Source organism: Rhizobium leguminosarum, assembly GCF_010668065.1.
In the GTDB taxonomy this organism is placed as follows: domain Bacteria; phylum Pseudomonadota; class Alphaproteobacteria; order Rhizobiales; family Rhizobiaceae; genus Rhizobium; species Rhizobium leguminosarum_S.
This window is the reverse complement of sequence record NZ_WUEN01000010.1, coordinates 1-18,273: the sequence shown is the minus strand read 5'-3', so window position 1 is coordinate 18,273 and position 18,273 is coordinate 1. Positions and strand designations below refer to the sequence as shown.

Sequence of the window (18,273 nt, the reverse complement as noted above, 5' to 3'; positions counted from 1 at the left end):
GAGACATAATGATGAAGAACCGTGCCGGCTTGCTGGCTCTTGCAGTCCTCGCAATCGCAATCCTACTGATGGTGTTTGTCGTCATGCCGCGCATCGGCGGCGATGCAACCAAGGTCGGAGACGCCATCAACCAGGCGAGCACGGAGGTCAAGAACACGGTTAACGAGGCGGCAAAGACATCGCGCTCCGCCGTGGGCGACGCGGCTGCGGTCGCCGACAAAGTGGGTCGCCTTTCGGCCGATGCCGGCGTATCGCTCAGCGAGCTCAAGGCGCTGTTTGCCGACGGCAAAGGCCCGGCCATCGATGTCTTCACTGCCGCCAAGACCAAGGCTGTCAACGCGCTGACCGCGCTTGCCGATTTCACCATTCCCGAGGGCCTCGATCCCGCGACCCAGACCCTTGCCGCCAAGGCCAAGGACGGTGGCGCAAAGGCGCTCGCCATCGTCCAGTCGCTGCCCGAGAACATCGCCGATGCCCTTGCTGCGATCGCCAAGGCCGAGGTTGCGCTGACCGGTGCGCCGGAGACCGCCCCTGGGGCGAATACAGCAGCGGAAAATACCGGCCCGAAGCTTCCGGCCTTCGACGTATTGCGCGTCGAGCCCGACGGATCAACAGTGATTGCCGGTTCCGCCGAACCGAACGGCAAGCTCGAGGTGCTCGACGGCGAGAAGGTGGTGACGACGGCCAATGTAGATGCCAGCGGCGATTTTGCTGCCGTTCTCGACGATCCGCTTCCGGCCGGCGACCACCAGCTCGTGCTCAAGTTCACGGGCAAGGACGGCAAGAGCACGCTTTCCGAAGAAGTCGCGACCATTTCCGTGCCGAAGGATGGCAATGGCGCCAATCTGCTCGCCATGGTTTCCAAACCCGGCACGGCGAGCCGCATCATTACCGCGCCGAAGGCCGGAACCGAAGTTGCCGATGCCTCCAACCCGATGGCGCCGCCTGCGGACAAGCCGGCAACCGGCGAGCTGGCGCTGCAGACGCCGAACCTCACCGACACCCCCTCCGGCGGTGCTGATACGGCACCGGCCATTCCCGGCACCGCCGCACCGGATAAGACGAATGTGCCCGACGTGATGGTCAATGCCGTCGAGATCGAAGGCAACAAGATCTTCATTGCCGGCACGACGCGCGCCAATGCCAAGGTCATCGGTTATGCCGACGACAGCCTCGTAGGCCAGGACACCGCCGGCTCCGACGGTCATTTCGTCATCGACGGCGTGGTGGCGCTGTCGGTCGGCGACCACAAGATCCGCGTCGATGTCGTCGATCCCGCAGGCAAGGTGATCGTGCGTGCGGCGGTGAATTTCAATCGCCCGGCCGGCGATCAGGTGAGGGTCGCCGCCCAATCGGCACCCGCCGACGCCAACGGCGCTTCCTCGATGGTGCCGCTCGACGAAGGCGAGCTCGGCAAACTCAAAGTCGAAGTCGGCAAGGCCTTCGGCCTGCTGAAGGGACTGTTTGCCGATGGCAAGCTGCCAGGCGCCGAGCAGCTTGCGGCGGCGCGCTCGGCAACGGAATTCGCGCTGCGCTCCGTCGCCGATTTCCGCCCGGCCGCTGATGCGCCAGATGTCTTCAAGCAATCGTCCGGTTCCTCCTCGCAGATCGCCGGCAATGCGCTGAAGCTGCTGCAGGGCCTGCCTGGGGATGCGAAGTCCGTCGGCGCCGCACTCGTCAAGCTGGGCGGGATGATCGCCGAACTCACCGCCGCACCCGCGCCGGCAACGCCATCTGCAAACGATGTCGGAAGCAACCAGCCGAAGACGATCGAACAGGCGCCGCTGACGGCAAACAACGCGGCAGTCATCATTCGCCGTGGCGACACGCTGTGGCAGATCTCGCGCCGCACCTATGGCCTCGGCGTCCGATACACGACGATCTACATCGCCAACGAGGACAAGATCATCAATCCCGATCGCATTCGCCCCGGTCAGATCTTCGGCCTGCCGAAGGATGTGTTGCCGAATGCCGAAGAGCTGCACCGCAAGCGCATGTCCGGCCAGCATCTCTAAGCTGCAAAACAACACGACGAGGCCGGGCGAGATGAGCGCCCGGCCTCGTCGTTTCCTTACCCCCGCAATTGTTGTATTCGTCCGCCCGGCGCCTTATCTGGCGGTGGCGGCTGCGGGTTGTGGGAAGCGCTTTCAGGCACGTCCCGGTTCCGCACTCCTGCCGGCATCGAATCGCCGCAATCGCGGCAAGCCCATCCGGGCTGGAGACAAGCATGGCAAACGGCAAGACAGTCTCGGAATCCAACCTGCCGCAGACGCTTCTCAACCTCTGGCCCTATATGTGGCCGGCCGGCCGGCCCGACCTGAAGATGCGCGTCGTCTGGGCCTCGGTCTTTCTGCTGATCTCCAAATTCGTCCTGCTGCTCGTTCCCTATTTCTTCAAATGGTCGACCGATGCCCTGAACGGCAGGATGGATCTTGCCGGCTCGGTGCCGCCGCTGCTGGCCGGCGCCATCGCGCTGGTGATCGCCTATAACATCACCCGGCTGATCCAGCTCGGCCTCAACCAGCTGCGCGACGCGCTCTTTGCCAGCGTCGGACAACATGCGGTGCGCCAGCTCGCCTACAGGACCTTCGTGCACATGCACGAGCTGTCGCTGCGCTTCCATCTCGAGCGCAAGACCGGCGGGCTGTCGCGCATCATCGAGCGCGGCACCAAGGGTATCGAGACGATCGTGCGCTTCACGATCCTCAATTCCGTCCCGACCGTCATCGAATTCGTGCTGACGGCGGTGATCTTCTGGTGGGGCTACGGCTTCTCCTATCTCGCCGTTACCGCTTTTACCGTCTGGGCCTATATATGGTTCACGATCCGCGCATCCGACTGGCGCATCGCCATCCGCCGGTCGATGAACGACAGCGATACCGACGCCAACACCAAGGCGATCGACTCCCTCCTCAATTTCGAGACCGTCAAATATTTCGGCAATGAGGAGATGGAGGCAAAGCGTTTCGACAAATCGATGGAACGCTACGAGAAGGCGGCAACCGATGTCTGGACCTCGCTCGGCTGGCTGAACTTCGGCCAGGGCGTCATCTTCGGCATCGGCACGACGATCATGCTGGTGCTGTCGGCGCTGGCCGTGCAGCGCGGCGAGCAGACGGTCGGCGATTTCGTCTTCGTCAATTCGATGCTGCTGCAGCTTTCCGTACCGCTCAACTTCATCGGCTTCGTCTACCGTGAAATCCGCCAGGGGCTGACCGATATCGAGCAGATGTTCGATTTGCTTGAGGTGCAGACCGAAGTCAAAGACGCGCCCGATGCGACCGAACTTCGGATCGGCCAGGGCGCGATCTCCTTCAAGGACGTGCACTTCGCCTATGATGCGGCCCGTCCGATCCTGAAGGGCATTTCCTTCGATGTGCCGGCCGGCAAGACGGTCGCCGTCGTCGGCCCGTCGGGTGCGGGCAAATCGACGCTGTCGCGCCTGCTCTATCGTTTCTACGATATTCAGAGCGGCGCAATCACCGTCGACGGTCAGGATATCCGCACGGTGACGCAGAAGAGCCTGCGCTCGGTAATCGGCATGGTGCCGCAAGATACCGTGCTCTTCAACGACACGGTCGCCTACAACATCCGCTACGGCCGCACATCGGCCAGCGACGGCGAAGTCTTTGCCGCCGCCGAAGTGGCGCAGATCGCGCATTTCATCGAAACGCTGCCCGAGGGCTTCGAATCCAAGGTCGGCGAGCGCGGGCTGAAGCTTTCGGGCGGCGAGAAGCAGCGGGTGGCGATCGCCCGCACCATCCTCAAGGCACCACCGATCCTGATCCTCGACGAGGCGACATCGGCGCTCGACACGACGACGGAACGGGAGATCCAGGAGGCGCTCGACCTGGTTTCGAAGAACCGGACGACGCTTGTTATCGCCCACCGGCTTTCGACTGTCATCAGCGCCGATGAAATCATCGTGCTCAAAAGCGGCGAGATCGCCGAGCGCGGAACACATGCCGCCCTGCTCGAAAGGAACGGCCTTTATGCCTCGATGTGGAACCGCCAGCGCGAGGCGACACAGGCGGAGGAACATCTGAAGCAGGTGCGCGAAAGCGACGACCTCGGCGTGATAACGCGGCTTGCTCCGGCAAGCTGACAAGGAAAACCGACGCCGGCCGACTTTTGTTGTTCAGAAACCCGGCGTGGGAACCAGGGCCGAGGCCACAGCATTGCCCCAGAGACGGTTTTTCGCTAACCAGCAAAAATGAAAACGCAAGGAGACCGGCAGCCATGAGCCTGTTCAACACGGTTCGCAACACGATCGTCCCCGTGCACAAGGAGGGTTATCCCTTCGTTGCCGCCTTCTTCGTCGCGTCGCTGGTCTTAGGCTGGATCTTCGAGCCGCTCTTCTGGATCGGCATGATCTTCACGCTCTGGTGCGCCTATTTCTTCCGTGATCCGGAGCGCGTGACCCCGCAGGACGACGACCTGGTGATCTCTCCCGCCGATGGCAAGGTGTCGGCGATCCAGATGGTGACCCCGCCGGCCGAGCTCAACCTCGGCTCCGAGCCGATGCTGCGCATATCGGTCTTCATGAACGTCTTCAATTGCCATGTGAACCGGGCGCCGATGCGCGGGCGCATCGTCAGCATCAACTACCGCTCCGGCAGCTTCGTCAATGCCGAACTCGATAAGGCGAGCGAAGACAATGAGCGCAACGGGCTGGTGATCGAAACCGGCCACGGCCAGATTGGCGTCGTGCAGATCGCCGGCCTCGTCGCACGGCGCATCCTCTGCTGGGCGAACCCCAACGAGCCGCTGGATGCCGGCGAGCGCTTCGGGCTGATCCGTTTCGGCTCGCGGCTCGACGTGTTCCTGCCCGCCGGTGCTGCGCCACGCGTGTCGCTCGGCCAGACGGCGGTTGCGGGAGAAACCGTCATCGCCGAATTCGCCTCCGCCAAGGGTCCCGTTATCAGCCGCCGCAGCTAGAGCGGTTCAGCTTTTCACGGAAGTGCAGAAGCGCTACGCACTGTTGCTGGAATTGCCTTAGGAACGATTGGAACGCGATATGGAAACGCCTTTTCCGCCTTTCGAGCCCAATGGGCCGGATGATTCCGCCCGCGGCCCGCGTCTGCGCGAAATCCCGCTCCGGCTCGTCTTTCCGAACCTCATCACTATTCTGGCGATCTGCGCCGGGCTGACCGGCATCCGGCTGGCTTTCGAGAATCGTTACGAGCTCGCCGTCTCCATGGTGCTGCTCGCCGCCTTCCTCGACGGCATCGACGGGCGCGTGGCACGGCTGATGAAGGCGACCTCGAAGTTCGGCGCGCAGATGGATTCGCTTGCCGACATCGTCAATTTCGGCGTCGCACCCGCCCTCGTCGTCTATGTCTTCGCGCTCGACCAGGCGCGCTCGCTCGGCTGGATTGCCGCCCTGATCTATGCGATCGCCGCCGGGCTTCGCCTTGCCCGCTTCAATGTCATGGCCGAACGCGAGAACAAGGCGAGTTGGCAATCGGAATATTTCGTCGGCGTGCCGGCGCCGGCCGGCGCCATGCTGGTGCTGCTGCCGGTCTATCTCGGCTTCCTCGGGTTGGCGACGGACCGCACCTTCGCCTATCTTTCGTCGATCTACACCGTGCTCATCGCCTTCCTGCTAATCAGCCGGCTGCCGGTCTGGTCGGGCAAATCGGAAGGCAACCGCTTGCGGCGCGATCTCGTACTGCCGATGATGCTCGGCGTCGTGCTCTATGTGGCTCTGCTAATGAGCTACACCTGGGAGGTGATGGTCTTCACCGTTGCCGCCTACCTCATATCGCTTCCCTTCGGCGCACGGAAATGGCGGCGGAAATACGGGACGCTGACGATCGAGGAACCCGGCATCGGCGACGACGATATCGGCCGGCACATCTGATCTGCTAGCATTTCCGGATCTCTTCGAATGACGGAAATGCTTCTCTCCCTTCGTTCTGACGTATCCCCGGGAAAAGCACGCGCTTTATCCGGGTGAAAACCGTTGCGCGCTTTTCCCCAGAAAACCGCTCTCGGACTTTTATTGGAACTGCTCTCTTCAGTAAGTATTAACCAACGTAGGCTTCAGTTAAGCCTCGCGAATTATGGTGGGCGTTTACAAATCCTGATAAGCTACGCCCCCGTTTTGTCGCTATTCGTGACGAAACATCAAACTAGAAAATACCCAGGGAAGAACCACGCAAGGAGAGTATCGTGACTTCGAAGAAGAGCAGTACCGGCGAACAGCAGGCGGCCAAGCCAGACCTCGCCGCCAACTATCGCCCCGTCGGCCTGAAGGCTGTTGCCGCAGCATCGCTGATGGCGAAGCATAAGCCGACCAGCGTAAAAAAATCCGCTTGAGGCGGAAGGCTTCAAATCGGAATCATGCGTGCTTTCGGGTTACATGCGTTAGGCACCGCTGACGAAGTCAATGACGAGGCGATCGCCGGAAGACTTCCGACCACGCTCTGGCGACATAAGTACAACCCGAAAAACCTGATTGGACGAAGCGACGCATCGCCGCCGCCTATGTGAGACGTGGGCGCCGATCGGTCGCCGACGGGCCCACAGATGCGACCGATCCCGTTTCAGAAGAAGCTGAGCTGGCCGTCCTCAGACTTTTGCTTGTCGGGCGCCTTCAGCGGTTTTTCGATGGCGACCGGCTCCTGCAGGTCGGGACCCATATTGGCAACCTTGTTGACCTTGTTGGAGACCGGGACGGCCTCGAAGAAATCATCCTGAACCGGCTGCATCAGGTCGACCACCTCGCGCGGTTCCTGCGTCTTGCAATCGAGCCAGCGCGTGAAATCCTCAGGTCTGATGACGACCGGCATGCGATCGTGGATCGCCGATATGGCTGAATTGGCCGATGTCGTCAGGATCGCGCCGGTATCGACCTCGGAGCCGTCGGCCGAGGACCATGTCTCCATCAGCCCGGCAAAGGCGATGACCCCGCCCTGGCGCGGCCTGATCCAGTAGGCCTGCGGCTTCTCACCGCTTTCTTTCGACGGGCGATGCCATTCATAGAAACCGGAGGCCGGAATGAGCACGCGGCGATGACGCATGGCGGCGCGGAAAGAGGCCTTGCCGATCGCGGTTTCGGCGCGCGCGTTGATCAGCAGCGGGAAATCTCTCGGATCCTTGACCCAGCCCGGCGTAAGGCCCCAGCGCACGAGCACGGCGCGCCGGTCGGCCAAGTTGCTGCCCTGCTCCCTGCCCTCGCCTGATATGACGACGAGGATCGGCTGCGTCGGCGCGATGTTGTAGCGCGCCGGAAAATCGTCGAGATCGAGACCGGAGAAGACGTCGCTCAAGTCGACGCTGGAGACTGTCAGGGCGAAACGTCCACACATCGGCTTGTCTTTGCACCCGGCTCGTATCCGGTCAAGACGCCTCAGCCTCTCGGCGCAAAGAGGATGAGGCTGGCGCCGGCAAGGCAGATCAGCGCGCCGCCGATATCGTAACGATCAGGCACGCGGGCTTCGACCAGCCAAAGCCAGAGCAGCGAGGCGAGGATGTAGATGCCGCCATAGGCCGCAAAGGTACGGCCGGCGGCCTCGCTCGGCACCAGCGTCAGAAGCCAGGCGAAAAGCGCCAGAGAGACCATGCCCGGCGCCAGCCACCAGATGGGTTTTTCGAGCTTCAGCCATGCCCAGAAGGCAAAGCAGCCGGCGATCTCGAAGAGGGCAGCAAACGCAAAAATGATGTAGGTCACGGAAGCACCTTTCGAATCCCGTCGCACTATTCCTCCGATAAGATGGGCCATCACAGCAAGAGCAGCCTCCGATGATCTCCACCGCCAAAGCCGCCTCCTCCGCCATTCTCGAACGCGACGGACGATTCCTCCTCGTGTTGCGGCGCAACCCGCCTTCCACCGACATGTATGCCTTTCCCGGCGGGCGGGCCGAGCCCGGCGAAACGCCGGAGCAAACGGCATTGCGCGAACTCCATGAAGAGACCGGCATTTCGGCACGTAATCCGCGGCTGTTTTCGACCTACGACCTGAAGACGCATGCGGCCGACGGCAGCGTCAAGAGCCATTTCCTGCTGTCGGTCTTTCGCGTCGATGCGGATCGGGATGCCGTAGCGGAAGCCGCCGACGATGCGGCAGCCCTCGGCTGGTACACGGTGGAGGAAATCCGGCAATTGCCCGTGCCGCAAAGCGTGCTCGAATGCGCGGAGCGGCTGGCGGGCGGCGAATAGACGTGGAAACTTTGAAGCACGCCTTGTTGCCGTCATGCTGAGCGTATCAACTGTGAGCATGATTCCCGTTCGACGCGTTTTTCTGTCCCTGCTCGTGCTCGCCGGCCCCACGATGGCGCAGGGCAAGAATACGCCGCCTCCACAGGAGGAGGAGATTGCACCGCCGGTCGTGAGCGTGCCCTATGACGACAAGCTGGCACGGTTCGCCGAGGTGCTGGGTTCGGTGCATTATCTGAGAACGCTCTGCAAGGCGGCGGGTGGCGACGAGTGGCGAAACGGCATGCAGCAGCTGCTCGATTCGGAGACCGGCAACGAGCCGCAGCGCAAAGAAAAGCTGACAGCAGCCTTCAATCGCGGCTATCGCGCCTTCGCCTCGGTCTATACGGATTGCACCCCGGCGGCCATCGTGGCAGAAGAGCGCTACCGTAACGAAGGTGCAACACTTGCCACAGAAATTACCTCGCGCTTTGGAAATTGACGTTTAATTAACCTGTTTTCGCAAGCGGACGTGTCGTTTTGGGAAAAGGCTGTTAGTGTTGTTAACGGTGCAGTAAGACATGAGAAGTTCTGAGGAAAAAACAATGGAAGCAAGCCTCAACGACATCGACGACATGATCGTCCACGAAAAGATGCAGGCAGCTCTGGAGTACCAGAACGAAGCTTGGGCCGACGGCATGGCCGACGGAATCGAGCCTGAAATCATCGCTGATGCTGCCATTGCACATGCGCTGCGCGAGACGATCAGATTGCATGGGGAAAAGAGCGCCGAAGCCCTGCTGGATTCGCTGCGTGAGCGCATGCTTGCCGGCGAATTCTCCGCGAACCGCACCCTGCAATAATTGTTATCAGAGAGTTTGATGCACACCGGTAAAGAGAAAGTTTCGCGAATTTCGCTCGCGCCGGTGCTGCTTGCGTTCAGCCTCGCCGCCGGCAATGTTTTCCTTGCGCCGGCAGCCTACGCGCTTTCCGAACTGCACAAGATCCCCGGCCAGGCGGCCAACGAGACGCCCGCACAGGGAAGCGCCCAGGGACAGAGCCAGCCGCAGGGCGGGTCCACTCCCGGTGTTCCCATGGCCGATCCACTGGTCAACAGCCAGAACAATCAGGGTGTCGACAAGACGCCGGGCGCTCAGGACAATTCCAAGCCCACCGAGGTAATCTACGATATCAGCAAGGTGCCAGAGCCGGTTCGCAAGATGCGCGAGCAAATCGTCGAGGCGGCCGCCTCCGGCGATCTCGAGCGGCTGCGGCCGCTGATGGGCGCCGGCGCCGACCAGACGCAGGTGACTGTGGGCGAACCGACCGACGATCCGATCGGCACGCTGAAGGATCTGTCGGGCGATCCTGACGGCGACGAGATCCTTGCCATCATGCTCGACATCATCTCGACCGGCTTCGTGCATGTCGGCCAGGGCACAGCAGACGACATGTATGTCTGGCCCTATTTTGCCGAGAAGGACCTGAAGTCGCTGACACCGCCGGAGCGCGTCGAGCTGCTGCGCATCGTCACCGCCGGCGATCTCTCCGACATGCAGGAATTCGGCGGATATAATTTCTATCGCCTCGGCATTACGCCTGAGGGTAAATGGAAATTCTTCACAGCGGGCGATTGATGCCCGTCTCGCCTGCGCTTTTCACGTTTCGCATGGCGCTTGCGATCCACCTCATGAAGACATACCTCTGAGCGATAACCAACGCGACAGGTTCCGTCATGCCAGCCGTATTCCTGAAAGACCGCTCCTTGCTCTTCGTCAGCGGCGCGGAAGCCCAATCCTTCCTGCAGAACCTGATCACCACCGATATCGCCGCGCTCGGCGCCGACGAGGCGCGGCCCGGGGCATTGCTGACGCCGCAGGGCAAGATCCTGTTCGACTTCATGATCTGGCAGGACGGCGACGGCTACATGATCGAAACCGATGCCGACCAGCGCGACAGCATGCTGAAGCGGCTGACAATGTACAAGCTGCGCGCCGCCGTCACACTTGCGCCAAGCACCGAAGAGGGCGTCACCGTTGCCTGGGGCGAAGATGCCGAGGACAGCCAAGGCGTCCGGGGCAGCCAGGGCGCCCGGGGCAGCCAGGGCGCCCGAGACAGCCGCTTCGCCAAGGCGGGCGTCACGCTCACCCGTCGGCCCGGCAAACACGGCGATGGTGCAGAAGCGCTCTACGACGCGCTGCGCATCAGCCACGGCATCGTCACATCAGGATCGGACTTCGCCCTGCAGGACGCCTTCCCGCATGACGTGCTGATGGATTTCAACGGCGGCCTCTCCTTCAGGAAAGGCTGCTATGTCGGCCAGGAGGTCGTCTCGCGCATGCAGCATCGCGGCACTGCGCGCCGGCGCGTCGTGACGGTGTCCGCCGCAACGGATCTGCCAGGGACCGGGACGGAGATTACCGCCGCCGGCAAGCCTGTGGGAACACTCGGTTCGGTCGACGGCGGCAATGGACTTGCGATCGTGCGCATCGACCGTGCCGGCGCCGCAATGGCGGCAGGCACGCCACTGCTCGCCGGCGACACGCCTGTTTCCCTCGTCCTGCCGGCATGGTCCGGCCTTGTCTTTCCTACAAGCGGCGACGAGGCCAGCGCGTGACAACAACGAAAGCTCCGCGTGCCTGGCAACGCATGCTGTCCGGACGCAGGCTCGACCTGCTCGACCCCTCGCCGCTTGATGTCGAACTTATCGACATCGCGCACGGGCTTGCGCGCGTGGCCCGCTGGAACGGCCAGACCTCCGGCGATCATGCTTTTTCGGTGGCGCAGCACAGTCTCGTCGTCGAGGATATCTTCCGCCGCTTCAACGATGCGCGGCCGCAGGAGTGCCTGATGGCGCTGCTGCACGATGCGCCCGAATATGTGATCGGCGACATGATCTCGCCGTTCAAATCGGTGGTCGGCGGCGGCTATAAAACGGTGGAAAAGCGGCTGGAGGCCGCCGTGCACCTGCGCTTCGGCCTGCCGCCGCATCCCTCGCGCGATCTCAAGGACCGGATCAAGAAGGCCGACACGATCGCCGCCTATTTCGAAGCGACCGTGCTTGCCGGTTTCACCCCCGCCGAGGCACAGAAATTCTTCGGCCAGCCGCGCGGCATCAGCAAGGACATGCTGATGATCGAGCCCCTGCCGGCGATCGAAGCGCAGCGGTTGTTCTGCGAGCGCTTCGCGGCGATCGAGGTCGAGCGGGAGATGGTATCGTGACCTTCATCGTCGTCTCGCCGCTGTCGCGCATCGCGGAAATGGCGGTGCGCCACAAGGCGCGTGACATGATCAGCCTGATCGCCAAGGAGCAGGCCTTTCACCGGCCGGGCGTGATCGCGGCCGAGCGCCATCTGACACTTGCTATGAACGATATCGTCTTCAAGGGCACCGGCGATCTCGTGGCGCCTGACGAGACGCATGTTCGCGGGATTATCGACTTTACCGCTTCGTGGCGGCAGGAGACACCGCTGCTCATCCATTGCTGGATGGGCGTGTCGCGATCGCCGGCCGCTGCGCTCATTGCCGCGCTGTCGCTGGCACCCGATCAGAGCGAGGAGACGCTTGCCCGCCGGCTGCGGGCCGCCTCGCCTTTCGCGACGCCGAATGCCCGGCTGATCGAGATCGGTGACGCGCTGCTCGGCCGCAGCGGCCGACTGGTCGCGGCGGTGCGGGCAATCGGGCGCGGTGCCAATGCCGACGGCAATGCGCCCTTCGTGCTTGCGATCCGAGACGCCGCCTGCGGTTGACGCTGCCGCCAGCCGCTCCATCTAGCCCCCGACCAAGCACAATCGACAGGGCCAGATCATGGAACAACAGGCAGCCGATGTCCTCCTCGCCACGCAAACGGCGCTCAGCCAGGCAAGCGCACTTGCCGTGCAATATTCCTTCTCCGTCCTCGGAGCGGTGATCCTGCTCGTCCTTGGCTGGACGCTGGCCGGTTTTACCAGCCGCTGGGCTTATGAAGGCCTGTCGCGGGTTCATGGTATCGATGAGACGCTGGCGCGATTCTTCACCAATGTGCTGCGCTATGCGCTGCTCATCCTGGTGTTCATCACCGTGCTCGGTCAATTCGGCGTCCAGACCGCCTCGATCATCGCCACCCTCGGCGCGGCAGGCCTGGCGATCGGACTGGCGCTGCAAGGGACGCTGCAGAATATCGCTGCCGGTATCATGCTGCTGATCCTCAGGCCGTTCCGCGTCGGCGAATATATCGAGACCAGCAACGTGGCCGGCACGGTGCGCGAAATCGGATTGTTTGCGACCGAACTCAGAACCGGCGACGGGCTCTACCGACTGGCGCCGAATTCGACGCTCTGGAACACGCCGATTACCAATTTCAGCCGCGAGCCCACCCGACGGGAAGAGTTGAAAATCAGCGTCCCCCATGACGATGACATGGATCTGGCGATGGAGAGGCTGATGGGCCTTGCCAAAGCCGATTCCAGAGTGCTGACGTCACCGGCACCCAGCGTCTTCATCGACAGCCTCGGTGACAGTGCGATCTCCGTAACGCTGCGCTATTGGGCAAAGACCGGCGATTGGTGGCTGGTCAGCCGTGACATGGTGAAGCGCGTGAAACTCGCCTTCGACAAGAATCCTGCCGCTGAGGCGGATGCTTCAGATGCCGCGCCACCAAAAAAGTCCAACGGCAAGGCAACGGCCGAAAAGTCGACTCAGACGCGGCAGTAAGACATTGCAGCGCCGCGGATCTTTTAAGACCAGCGGCGCTGTGCGCACATTGAATTGCTGCATGGTTTTGTCCCTCAATCGATTCCGATTTAAGGAATTGTGCCGTAGCTATTGGATGACGCCGCAGGAGAGTCTTTCCCCGGCATCACCCGAAGGCTGGCTGCGATAATCATCCGAATTGGCGTGCACCATCAATGCGCGCCCACGAATGCCGTCGGTTTTGCCGTCGAGCGTGACCATGCTGTCGAAGATCTGTGCCCGCAACACGCCATCCTGCCCGACATATTGATTGGGCATGTCGCCGGCGTGCGGACCTTTGGCAGCAAGAATGCCATGCTCCGCCTTCTCAGGATTGAAATGACCGCCCGCCGATTCGTGATGGGTCGCGGCGTCGCAGCGGCCGGTCTCATGCACATGGAAGGCCACCCATTTATTCACAGGCAGTCCCGATATCTCGACTTCGATCAGGACGCCGCCAGTGGCAGCAGCCGTCAGCTGCGCGCGACCGTCTTCCTTGCCGTCCTTGCCGACGAAATTGGCGACCGCCGTCTGCTTGTCCTGAGCGCCCGCCGGCAATGCGACCGCAAGCAGGCTCAGGGCGGCGATAATGCGCATGGCTTTCATGGAGATCTCCTTCCGTCCGGTTGTCCTTCTGAACGTGTCAAACCGGAAGGTGTTCCTGACCGAGGAAGATCGAACGAAGAAGACGGAACGAGAAAAGCCGGCCAAACGGCCGGCTTAATCACCTGAATCGGCGCGCCGTTCAGGCGACGGCGTCGAAATCGAACTGGCCGTAAGTCTTGCGGTAGAGATCCTCGGGCTGATCGCCTGTCGCCGGCGCGGTCTGCTGCAATGGATAGGAAACAGCGATGCTGCTTGCCGCGGCACTGCCACGCGTGTCCATCATCAGCGCGATCAGGCTGCCAGAAAACTTCGGCTGCGTCTCGCTGGCCTTGTCCTCTTCCAGGAGTTCCTTGATGATGCCAGGCTTCTCATCGGCGGCACGTTCGCCGCGGCTGAGGACGCCATCGCCATTGGCATCGAGACGCGAAAGCGTCGCCAGATATGCATATGAGGTGTCTGAAACGGATGTGGTGCTGGTCATACAAACCTCCATTCACCGCCTTTTGCCGGTGGTGTTTGTACGCAATACGAAACGTGGAAAATCAGTGCTGACTCGGTGGTTAAACTGATTTGCGCAGTGCGTCAATAAGTTGTTAACTTCTCATTAACGATGATTGACAAAAGTTAACGGAATGCCGCGAAGCCGCCTGCGCCAGCCGGCCGATTTCCCCCATATTTCAGCGATTTTTCACATAGAGACAATTGTCTGACCTAGTGCCCGTCGTTGTTGCACTGCAACCGAATATTAATTCGACCCATAGAAAATGGGCGTCACGCATTGCCACCAGACAGTCCGGCTATAAAAAGCAATTTCTGTGTTCATTTGAGAAAGGTTTTCATGTCCGGCGTAATGATGCACGTACGTCAATCGAAGGCACCTTCCCCCGAGGCCGCGGCAGCTGCCGCGCAAGATGCATCCACATGAAAGCCGAAGCGCTTTTCTGGCAGCAATGCACTCAGGCCGTTACGGACGATGGATCGATCGATGCGCAGCGTCTGATGGATCTCGTGATCGCGACCTATCGCGTCCATGAAAGCAACTATGACGAAATCGAGAGAAGCTTAGAAACGCTGCTGAAGGAAAACCATGTGCTGAGAGGCAATATGTCAGCCCTCAGCCAGGCATTCGACGGACAGAAAAAACTCTTCGAAATCATTCTCAACAACCTGCCGCTCGGTCTCAGCGTCTTCGACGCCGACCAGCGGCTGACGCTTTCCAACATCCGCTTCCGTCAGCTCTTCGGCCTGACGCAAGAAGATCTCACTGCCGGCGCGACAATCGCCGATCTCACGGACAAAATGCGTGGTACGGAGAGCACCAAGCCCGGCCGGCGGACCGGGCGACATTCCGCCGCAACCGCAAGAAGCAGTGGTCTCCGTCGGCGCGAGTGGTTGATGGATGATGGCCGCATCATCCAGAGCATGGTGACTATCCTTTCCGACGGCAGCAACATTTCCATTCATGCCGATATCACCGAGGATCGAAGGGCGGCCGAGCGCATCACCTATCTCGCCCACCACGACCCGCTGACCGGCCTTCCAAACCGCATCCATTTTCGCGAACAGGTCGATGCGACGCTTGCGGAACGCAAGCCGGATGAGCAGATTGCCCTCGTTCACCTCAATCTCGACCGATTCAAATCGATCAACAATACGATGGGCGTTTCGGCCGGCGACAAGATCCTGCAGCAGGTCGCAGAGCGCGTCCGAGCCTCGGCCGGTTCGGAAAACACCCTGGCGCGCCTCGGCTCGGACGAATTCGCCATCCTGCAGACGGGCAAGCAGCAGCCGTGGAACGTGACGGCGCTTGCCGACCAGATCCGCCGGGAGCTTTCCGAGCCATTCTTCTATGGCGAGAAACAGGTGGAGCTCAGCGTCTCCATGGGCATCGCAATCGCCCCTGAGGATGGCGAGGAAACCGATATCCTGCTGAAAAATGCCGGCGTGGCGCTGTCACATGCCAAGGCGGACGGGCGCAAACGCGAGCGCTTCTTCGCCAGTGAGATGGAAGCGCAGATGCAGCTGCGCCAGGCGCTGGAGGCGGACCTCAAAGCAGCCGTTGAGAACGAGGAATTCGAGCTGCACTACCAGCCGCTTTATGACCTCTCACAGCGGCGCATTTGCGGCTTCGAAGCTCTGATCCGTTGGAACCACCCGGTTCGAGGCCGCGTTCCGCCGATGGATTTCATTCCGCTTGCCGAAGAAGTCGGCCTCATCGTCGATATCGGCCGTTGGGTTTTGCGCCGGGCCTGCAACGATGCAGCGTTATGGCCGGAGGGCATCAAGGTCGCTGTCAACGTTTCGGCGATCCAATTCAGCAGCAGCGACCTGACGCGCGATGTCGGCGAGGCGCTTGCCGCCGCTGCGCTGTCGCCGTCGCGGCTCGAACTCGAAATCACCGAGAGCGTGCTGATGGAAAATCTGAGCGAAGTGCTGCCGATCCTGCATGCGCTGAAGGAGCGTGGCATCCGCATCTCGATGGACGATTTCGGAACCGGCTATTCCTCACTGAGCTACCTCTCGAGCTTCCCCTTCGATAAGATCAAGATCGACAAATCCTTCGTCAACGACATCGTCCACAACAAGGAAGCGCATGCGATCATGCACGCGATCATCCTGCTTGGCGATGCGCTCGGCATGCGCGTCACCGTCGAGGGCGTCGAGACGGCCGCGCAGCTGGCGCTGCTCGAATGCGAGGAATGCGACGAGATCCAGGGCTATCACATCAGTCCGCCGAGACCGGCGCGTGACGTGGCCGATCTTCTCTCCCTGCCGCCGAAGAACGGCGGCATGATGCGCTTTCCTGAAGCCAAGCGCTGAGATCACCCTCGATTGCGACTCGCACGGCAAGCCGCTAGAACAGGATGATTTTAGCCGGGTCGGCCTAAAATCATCCTGTTCTACAATATATAGTTAGAGCATGATGTCGTCCGAAAACCGCTCACACTTTTCGCCATCATGCTCTAGAAAATCGGCTGCGATTCCGAGATCTGGTTGTGGCATTCTCTTACCCGTCCGCATCCACTTCCGCGCCGATGCTCTATCGGCGGAAAACGATCTTCCTCATGACAGGTGGCGCTATGTTCGCGGCTGAAGCCTTCTCCCCGCACGAAACGCTTGCCGCGGCGCTGATTGCGCATGCGGCCGACGGCGACGACGGCTCGCACGACCTTGCTCATATCCTGCGCGTCTTCAGGAATGCCATGCGCATCCATGCGGGAGAAGGCGGCGACGGGCGGGTTCTTGCCGCTTCCGTGCTGCTGCACGACTGCGTCGCCGTCGAGAAGAATTCGCCGCTGCGGGCAAAAGCATCGGCTTTGGCGGCGGAGAAGGCATCGGCGATCCTGGCGGAACTCGGCTGGAGCGGCGCGGATATCGAGGCCGCGGCCCACGCAATCACCGCGCATAGTTTCTCGGCCGGGGTGGCGCCGCAGACGCTGGAAGCGAAGATCCTGCAGGATGCCGACCGGCTGGACGCGATCGGCATGATCGGCGTCGCCCGCTGCTTCTATATCGCCGGGCGACTGGGATCCGGGCTCTACGATCCGTTCGATCCGGCGGCGGCACACCGCCCGCTCGATGACAAGCGTTATGCCATTGACCATTTCCAGACGAAGCTATTCAAACTGGCGGAAGGATTCCAGACCGAGACCGGCCGCAGGCTGGCGGCCGCGCGTGACAAGAGCTTGCGCGATTTTCTCTCGGAATTCATGGACGAAATCTAGGAGAACGGCATGCGTGTCAGCGACCTCTTCATCTACCCTCTCAAAAGCGCACGCGGCATTGCGCTGCCCGCCGCCGACATCGACGCCTATGGGCTTCCCGGCGACCGTCGGGCGATGATCACCGATGCGCAAGGGCACTTCATTACCCAGCGCGAGTTGCCCGACCTCGCACGCATCGAGGTACGACCGGAAGCGAGTGCCTTTCGGCTGCTGATGCAGGGGAAAACGGACATATCGGTACCACCGCCTCAGCCTGAAGCCCGCATGGATGTGATCGTGTGGAAATCTGCCGTCAACGCCGCCGTCGCCGATCCCGAGAGCAACCGGCAGCTTTCGGAATGGCTTGGCCGCGAGGTGCGCCTCGTCTTCTTCGACGGGCAGGCACGGCGGACGGCGAATGCCGAATGGGCCGGCGAAGCCACGCCCGTCACCTTTACCGACGGCTACCAGATCCTAGTGACGACGACCGGTTCGCTGAAGGCATTGAATGCCGATCTCGCCGCCCATGGCGAAGGCAGTGTCGGCATGGAACGCTTCCGTCCGAACATCGTCATCGATACCGACGAGGCCTGGGCGGAGGACCGCTGGGCGGCGATCGAGATCGCCGGCATCCGCTTCGATCTCGTCAAACCCTGCTCCCGCTGCATCATGACGACGCAGGACCAGTTGACCGGGTCCCGCGAAGGACCAAACCCGATGCCGGCCATGGGCCGCATCCGCATGTCGGCCGACCGGCGCGTGCCGGGCCCGCTCTTCGGTTGGAACGTCACGCCACGCGGCAGCGGCAGGATCACGATCGGTGATACCGTCCGTATCGTTGAAGAGAGGCCGGAAGGCTGGGCGCTCAAGCGTCGCGCCGCAGCATAAAGCAATTCCAGGAAAAGTGCGAAGCGGTTTTCCGTCCGGAATTGCGTGAATACAAAGAGTTAGAGCGGTTCTGCGCTTCCGTGAAAAGCTGAACCGCTCTAGGCTCCAGACTCAATCATGCCCACCAAATGACGAGAGCAGCGATGTAGCAAGTTGCCTCGAAGTTGATCATGAGCTTGTCGTATCGTGTTGCGATGCGCCTCCAATCCTTCAGGCGGCAGAAGGT

General features: G+C 61.6%; 20 protein-coding genes and 1 pseudogene. 16 read left to right on the top strand and 5 right to left on the bottom strand.

Annotation, left to right across the window (positions count from 1 at the left end):
• Positions 1 to 8: 8 nt before the first annotated feature.
• The 5 genes from GR198_RS24125 (at position 9) to GR198_RS35520 (ending at position 6,321) form a co-directional block, all read left to right on the top strand.
• Positions 9 to 2,015, top strand: coding sequence for a LysM peptidoglycan-binding domain-containing protein (locus GR198_RS24125; protein ID WP_029872979.1), 2,007 nt, complete (start codon positions 9 to 11; stop codon positions 2,013 to 2,015).
• 212 nt (positions 2,016 to 2,227) lie between these two features.
• Entirely contained in the window at positions 2,228 to 4,105 is a 1,878-nt protein-coding gene (locus GR198_RS24120; RefSeq protein ID WP_029872980.1) for an ABCB family ABC transporter ATP-binding protein/permease, read from the top strand.
• Positions 4,003 to 4,938, top strand: coding sequence for a phosphatidylserine decarboxylase (locus GR198_RS24115; RefSeq protein ID WP_280806279.1), 936 nt, complete (start codon positions 4,003 to 4,005; stop codon positions 4,936 to 4,938). Before GR198_RS24120 ends, GR198_RS24115 begins: the two co-directional genes overlap by 103 nt.
• A gap of 79 nt (positions 4,939 to 5,017) precedes the next feature.
• Entirely contained in the window at positions 5,018 to 5,863 is an 846-nt protein-coding gene (gene pssA / locus GR198_RS24110; RefSeq protein ID WP_003558134.1) for a CDP-diacylglycerol--serine O-phosphatidyltransferase, read from the top strand.
• Between the two features lie 311 nt (positions 5,864 to 6,174).
• Positions 6,175 to 6,321, top strand: a complete 147-nt coding sequence (locus tag GR198_RS35520) for a hypothetical protein (protein ID WP_003558132.1) — start codon at positions 6,175 to 6,177, stop codon at positions 6,319 to 6,321.
• A 227-nt stretch (positions 6,322 to 6,548) separates the two neighbouring features.
• On the opposite strand, the gene GR198_RS24105 is transcribed toward GR198_RS35520, so the two are convergent.
• Both GR198_RS24105 and GR198_RS24100 read right to left on the bottom strand, forming a co-directional pair.
• Positions 6,549 to 7,313: an SOS response-associated peptidase gene (locus tag GR198_RS24105; protein WP_029872982.1), complete on the bottom strand. Its 765-nt coding sequence runs from the start codon at positions 7,311 to 7,313 to the stop codon at positions 6,549 to 6,551.
• A 41-nt stretch (positions 7,314 to 7,354) separates the two neighbouring features.
• The gene (locus GR198_RS24100) at positions 7,355 to 7,675 is read right to left on the bottom strand and encodes a YnfA family protein (RefSeq protein WP_003558128.1); all 321 of its coding nucleotides are present in this window, start codon (positions 7,673 to 7,675) and stop codon (positions 7,355 to 7,357) included.
• A 71-nt stretch (positions 7,676 to 7,746) separates the two neighbouring features.
• Here GR198_RS24100 and GR198_RS24095 point away from each other — a divergent pair, with 71 nt between their 5' ends.
• From GR198_RS24095 to GR198_RS24060, 8 genes are all read left to right on the top strand, one after another.
• Positions 7,747 to 8,163, top strand: coding sequence for an NUDIX hydrolase (locus tag GR198_RS24095; protein ID WP_029872983.1), 417 nt, complete (start codon positions 7,747 to 7,749; stop codon positions 8,161 to 8,163).
• A 34-nt stretch (positions 8,164 to 8,197) separates the two neighbouring features.
• Positions 8,198 to 8,641: a TIGR02301 family protein gene (locus GR198_RS24090; protein WP_029872984.1), complete on the top strand. Its 444-nt coding sequence runs from the start codon at positions 8,198 to 8,200 to the stop codon at positions 8,639 to 8,641.
• A 103-nt stretch (positions 8,642 to 8,744) separates the two neighbouring features.
• Entirely contained in the window at positions 8,745 to 9,002 is a 258-nt protein-coding gene (locus GR198_RS24085) for a hypothetical protein (protein ID WP_003546972.1), read from the top strand.
• Positions 9,003 to 9,020: 18 nt separating this feature from the next.
• Positions 9,021 to 9,776, top strand: a complete 756-nt coding sequence (locus tag GR198_RS24080; RefSeq protein ID WP_029872985.1) for a hypothetical protein — start codon at positions 9,021 to 9,023, stop codon at positions 9,774 to 9,776.
• A 98-nt stretch (positions 9,777 to 9,874) separates the two neighbouring features.
• Positions 9,875 to 10,756 carry a CAF17-like 4Fe-4S cluster assembly/insertion protein YgfZ gene (gene ygfZ, locus GR198_RS24075; protein ID WP_164069708.1) on the top strand — a complete coding sequence of 294 codons (882 nt, stop codon included), beginning with the start codon at positions 9,875 to 9,877 and terminating at the stop codon, positions 10,754 to 10,756.
• Complete coding sequence (locus GR198_RS24070; RefSeq protein ID WP_029872987.1) at positions 10,753 to 11,361, top strand: YfbR-like 5'-deoxynucleotidase; 609 nt, start codon at positions 10,753 to 10,755, stop codon at positions 11,359 to 11,361. The genes ygfZ and GR198_RS24070 overlap by 4 nt, the downstream gene beginning before the upstream one ends.
• Entirely contained in the window at positions 11,358 to 11,888 is a 531-nt protein-coding gene (locus GR198_RS24065; protein ID WP_029872988.1) for a tyrosine phosphatase family protein, read from the top strand. The genes GR198_RS24070 and GR198_RS24065 overlap by 4 nt, the downstream gene beginning before the upstream one ends.
• Before the next feature lie 58 nt (positions 11,889 to 11,946).
• The gene (locus GR198_RS24060; protein WP_029872989.1) at positions 11,947 to 12,831 is read left to right on the top strand and encodes a mechanosensitive ion channel family protein; all 885 of its coding nucleotides are present in this window, start codon (positions 11,947 to 11,949) and stop codon (positions 12,829 to 12,831) included.
• Between the two features lie 108 nt (positions 12,832 to 12,939).
• On the opposite strand, the gene GR198_RS24055 is transcribed toward GR198_RS24060, so the two are convergent.
• Together GR198_RS24055 and GR198_RS24050 are read right to left on the bottom strand one after the other, a co-directional pair.
• Positions 12,940 to 13,455, bottom strand: coding sequence for a superoxide dismutase family protein (locus tag GR198_RS24055; protein ID WP_029872990.1), 516 nt, complete (start codon positions 13,453 to 13,455; stop codon positions 12,940 to 12,942).
• A 139-nt stretch (positions 13,456 to 13,594) separates the two neighbouring features.
• Entirely contained in the window at positions 13,595 to 13,948 is a 354-nt protein-coding gene (locus GR198_RS24050) for a hypothetical protein (protein ID WP_172643819.1), read from the bottom strand.
• 428 nt (positions 13,949 to 14,376) lie between these two features.
• Between GR198_RS24050 and GR198_RS24045 the strand changes: the two genes are divergently transcribed.
• The 3 genes from GR198_RS24045 (at position 14,377) to GR198_RS24035 (ending at position 18,047) form a co-directional block, all read left to right on the top strand.
• Positions 14,377 to 16,275 carry a putative bifunctional diguanylate cyclase/phosphodiesterase gene (locus GR198_RS24045; protein WP_029872992.1) on the top strand — a complete coding sequence of 633 codons (1,899 nt, stop codon included), beginning with the start codon at positions 14,377 to 14,379 and terminating at the stop codon, positions 16,273 to 16,275.
• A gap of 245 nt (positions 16,276 to 16,520) precedes the next feature.
• Positions 16,521 to 17,180, top strand: coding sequence for an HD domain-containing protein (locus tag GR198_RS24040; RefSeq protein ID WP_029872993.1), 660 nt, complete (start codon positions 16,521 to 16,523; stop codon positions 17,178 to 17,180).
• 9 nt (positions 17,181 to 17,189) lie between these two features.
• The gene (locus tag GR198_RS24035) at positions 17,190 to 18,047 is read left to right on the top strand and encodes an MOSC domain-containing protein (protein ID WP_029872994.1); all 858 of its coding nucleotides are present in this window, start codon (positions 17,190 to 17,192) and stop codon (positions 18,045 to 18,047) included.
• A gap of 115 nt (positions 18,048 to 18,162) precedes the next feature.
• Here the strand turns inward: GR198_RS24035 and GR198_RS24030 are convergent.
• Positions 18,163 to 18,273 (bottom strand): annotated as a pseudogene (locus tag GR198_RS24030) (IS5/IS1182 family transposase); the annotation flags it as partial.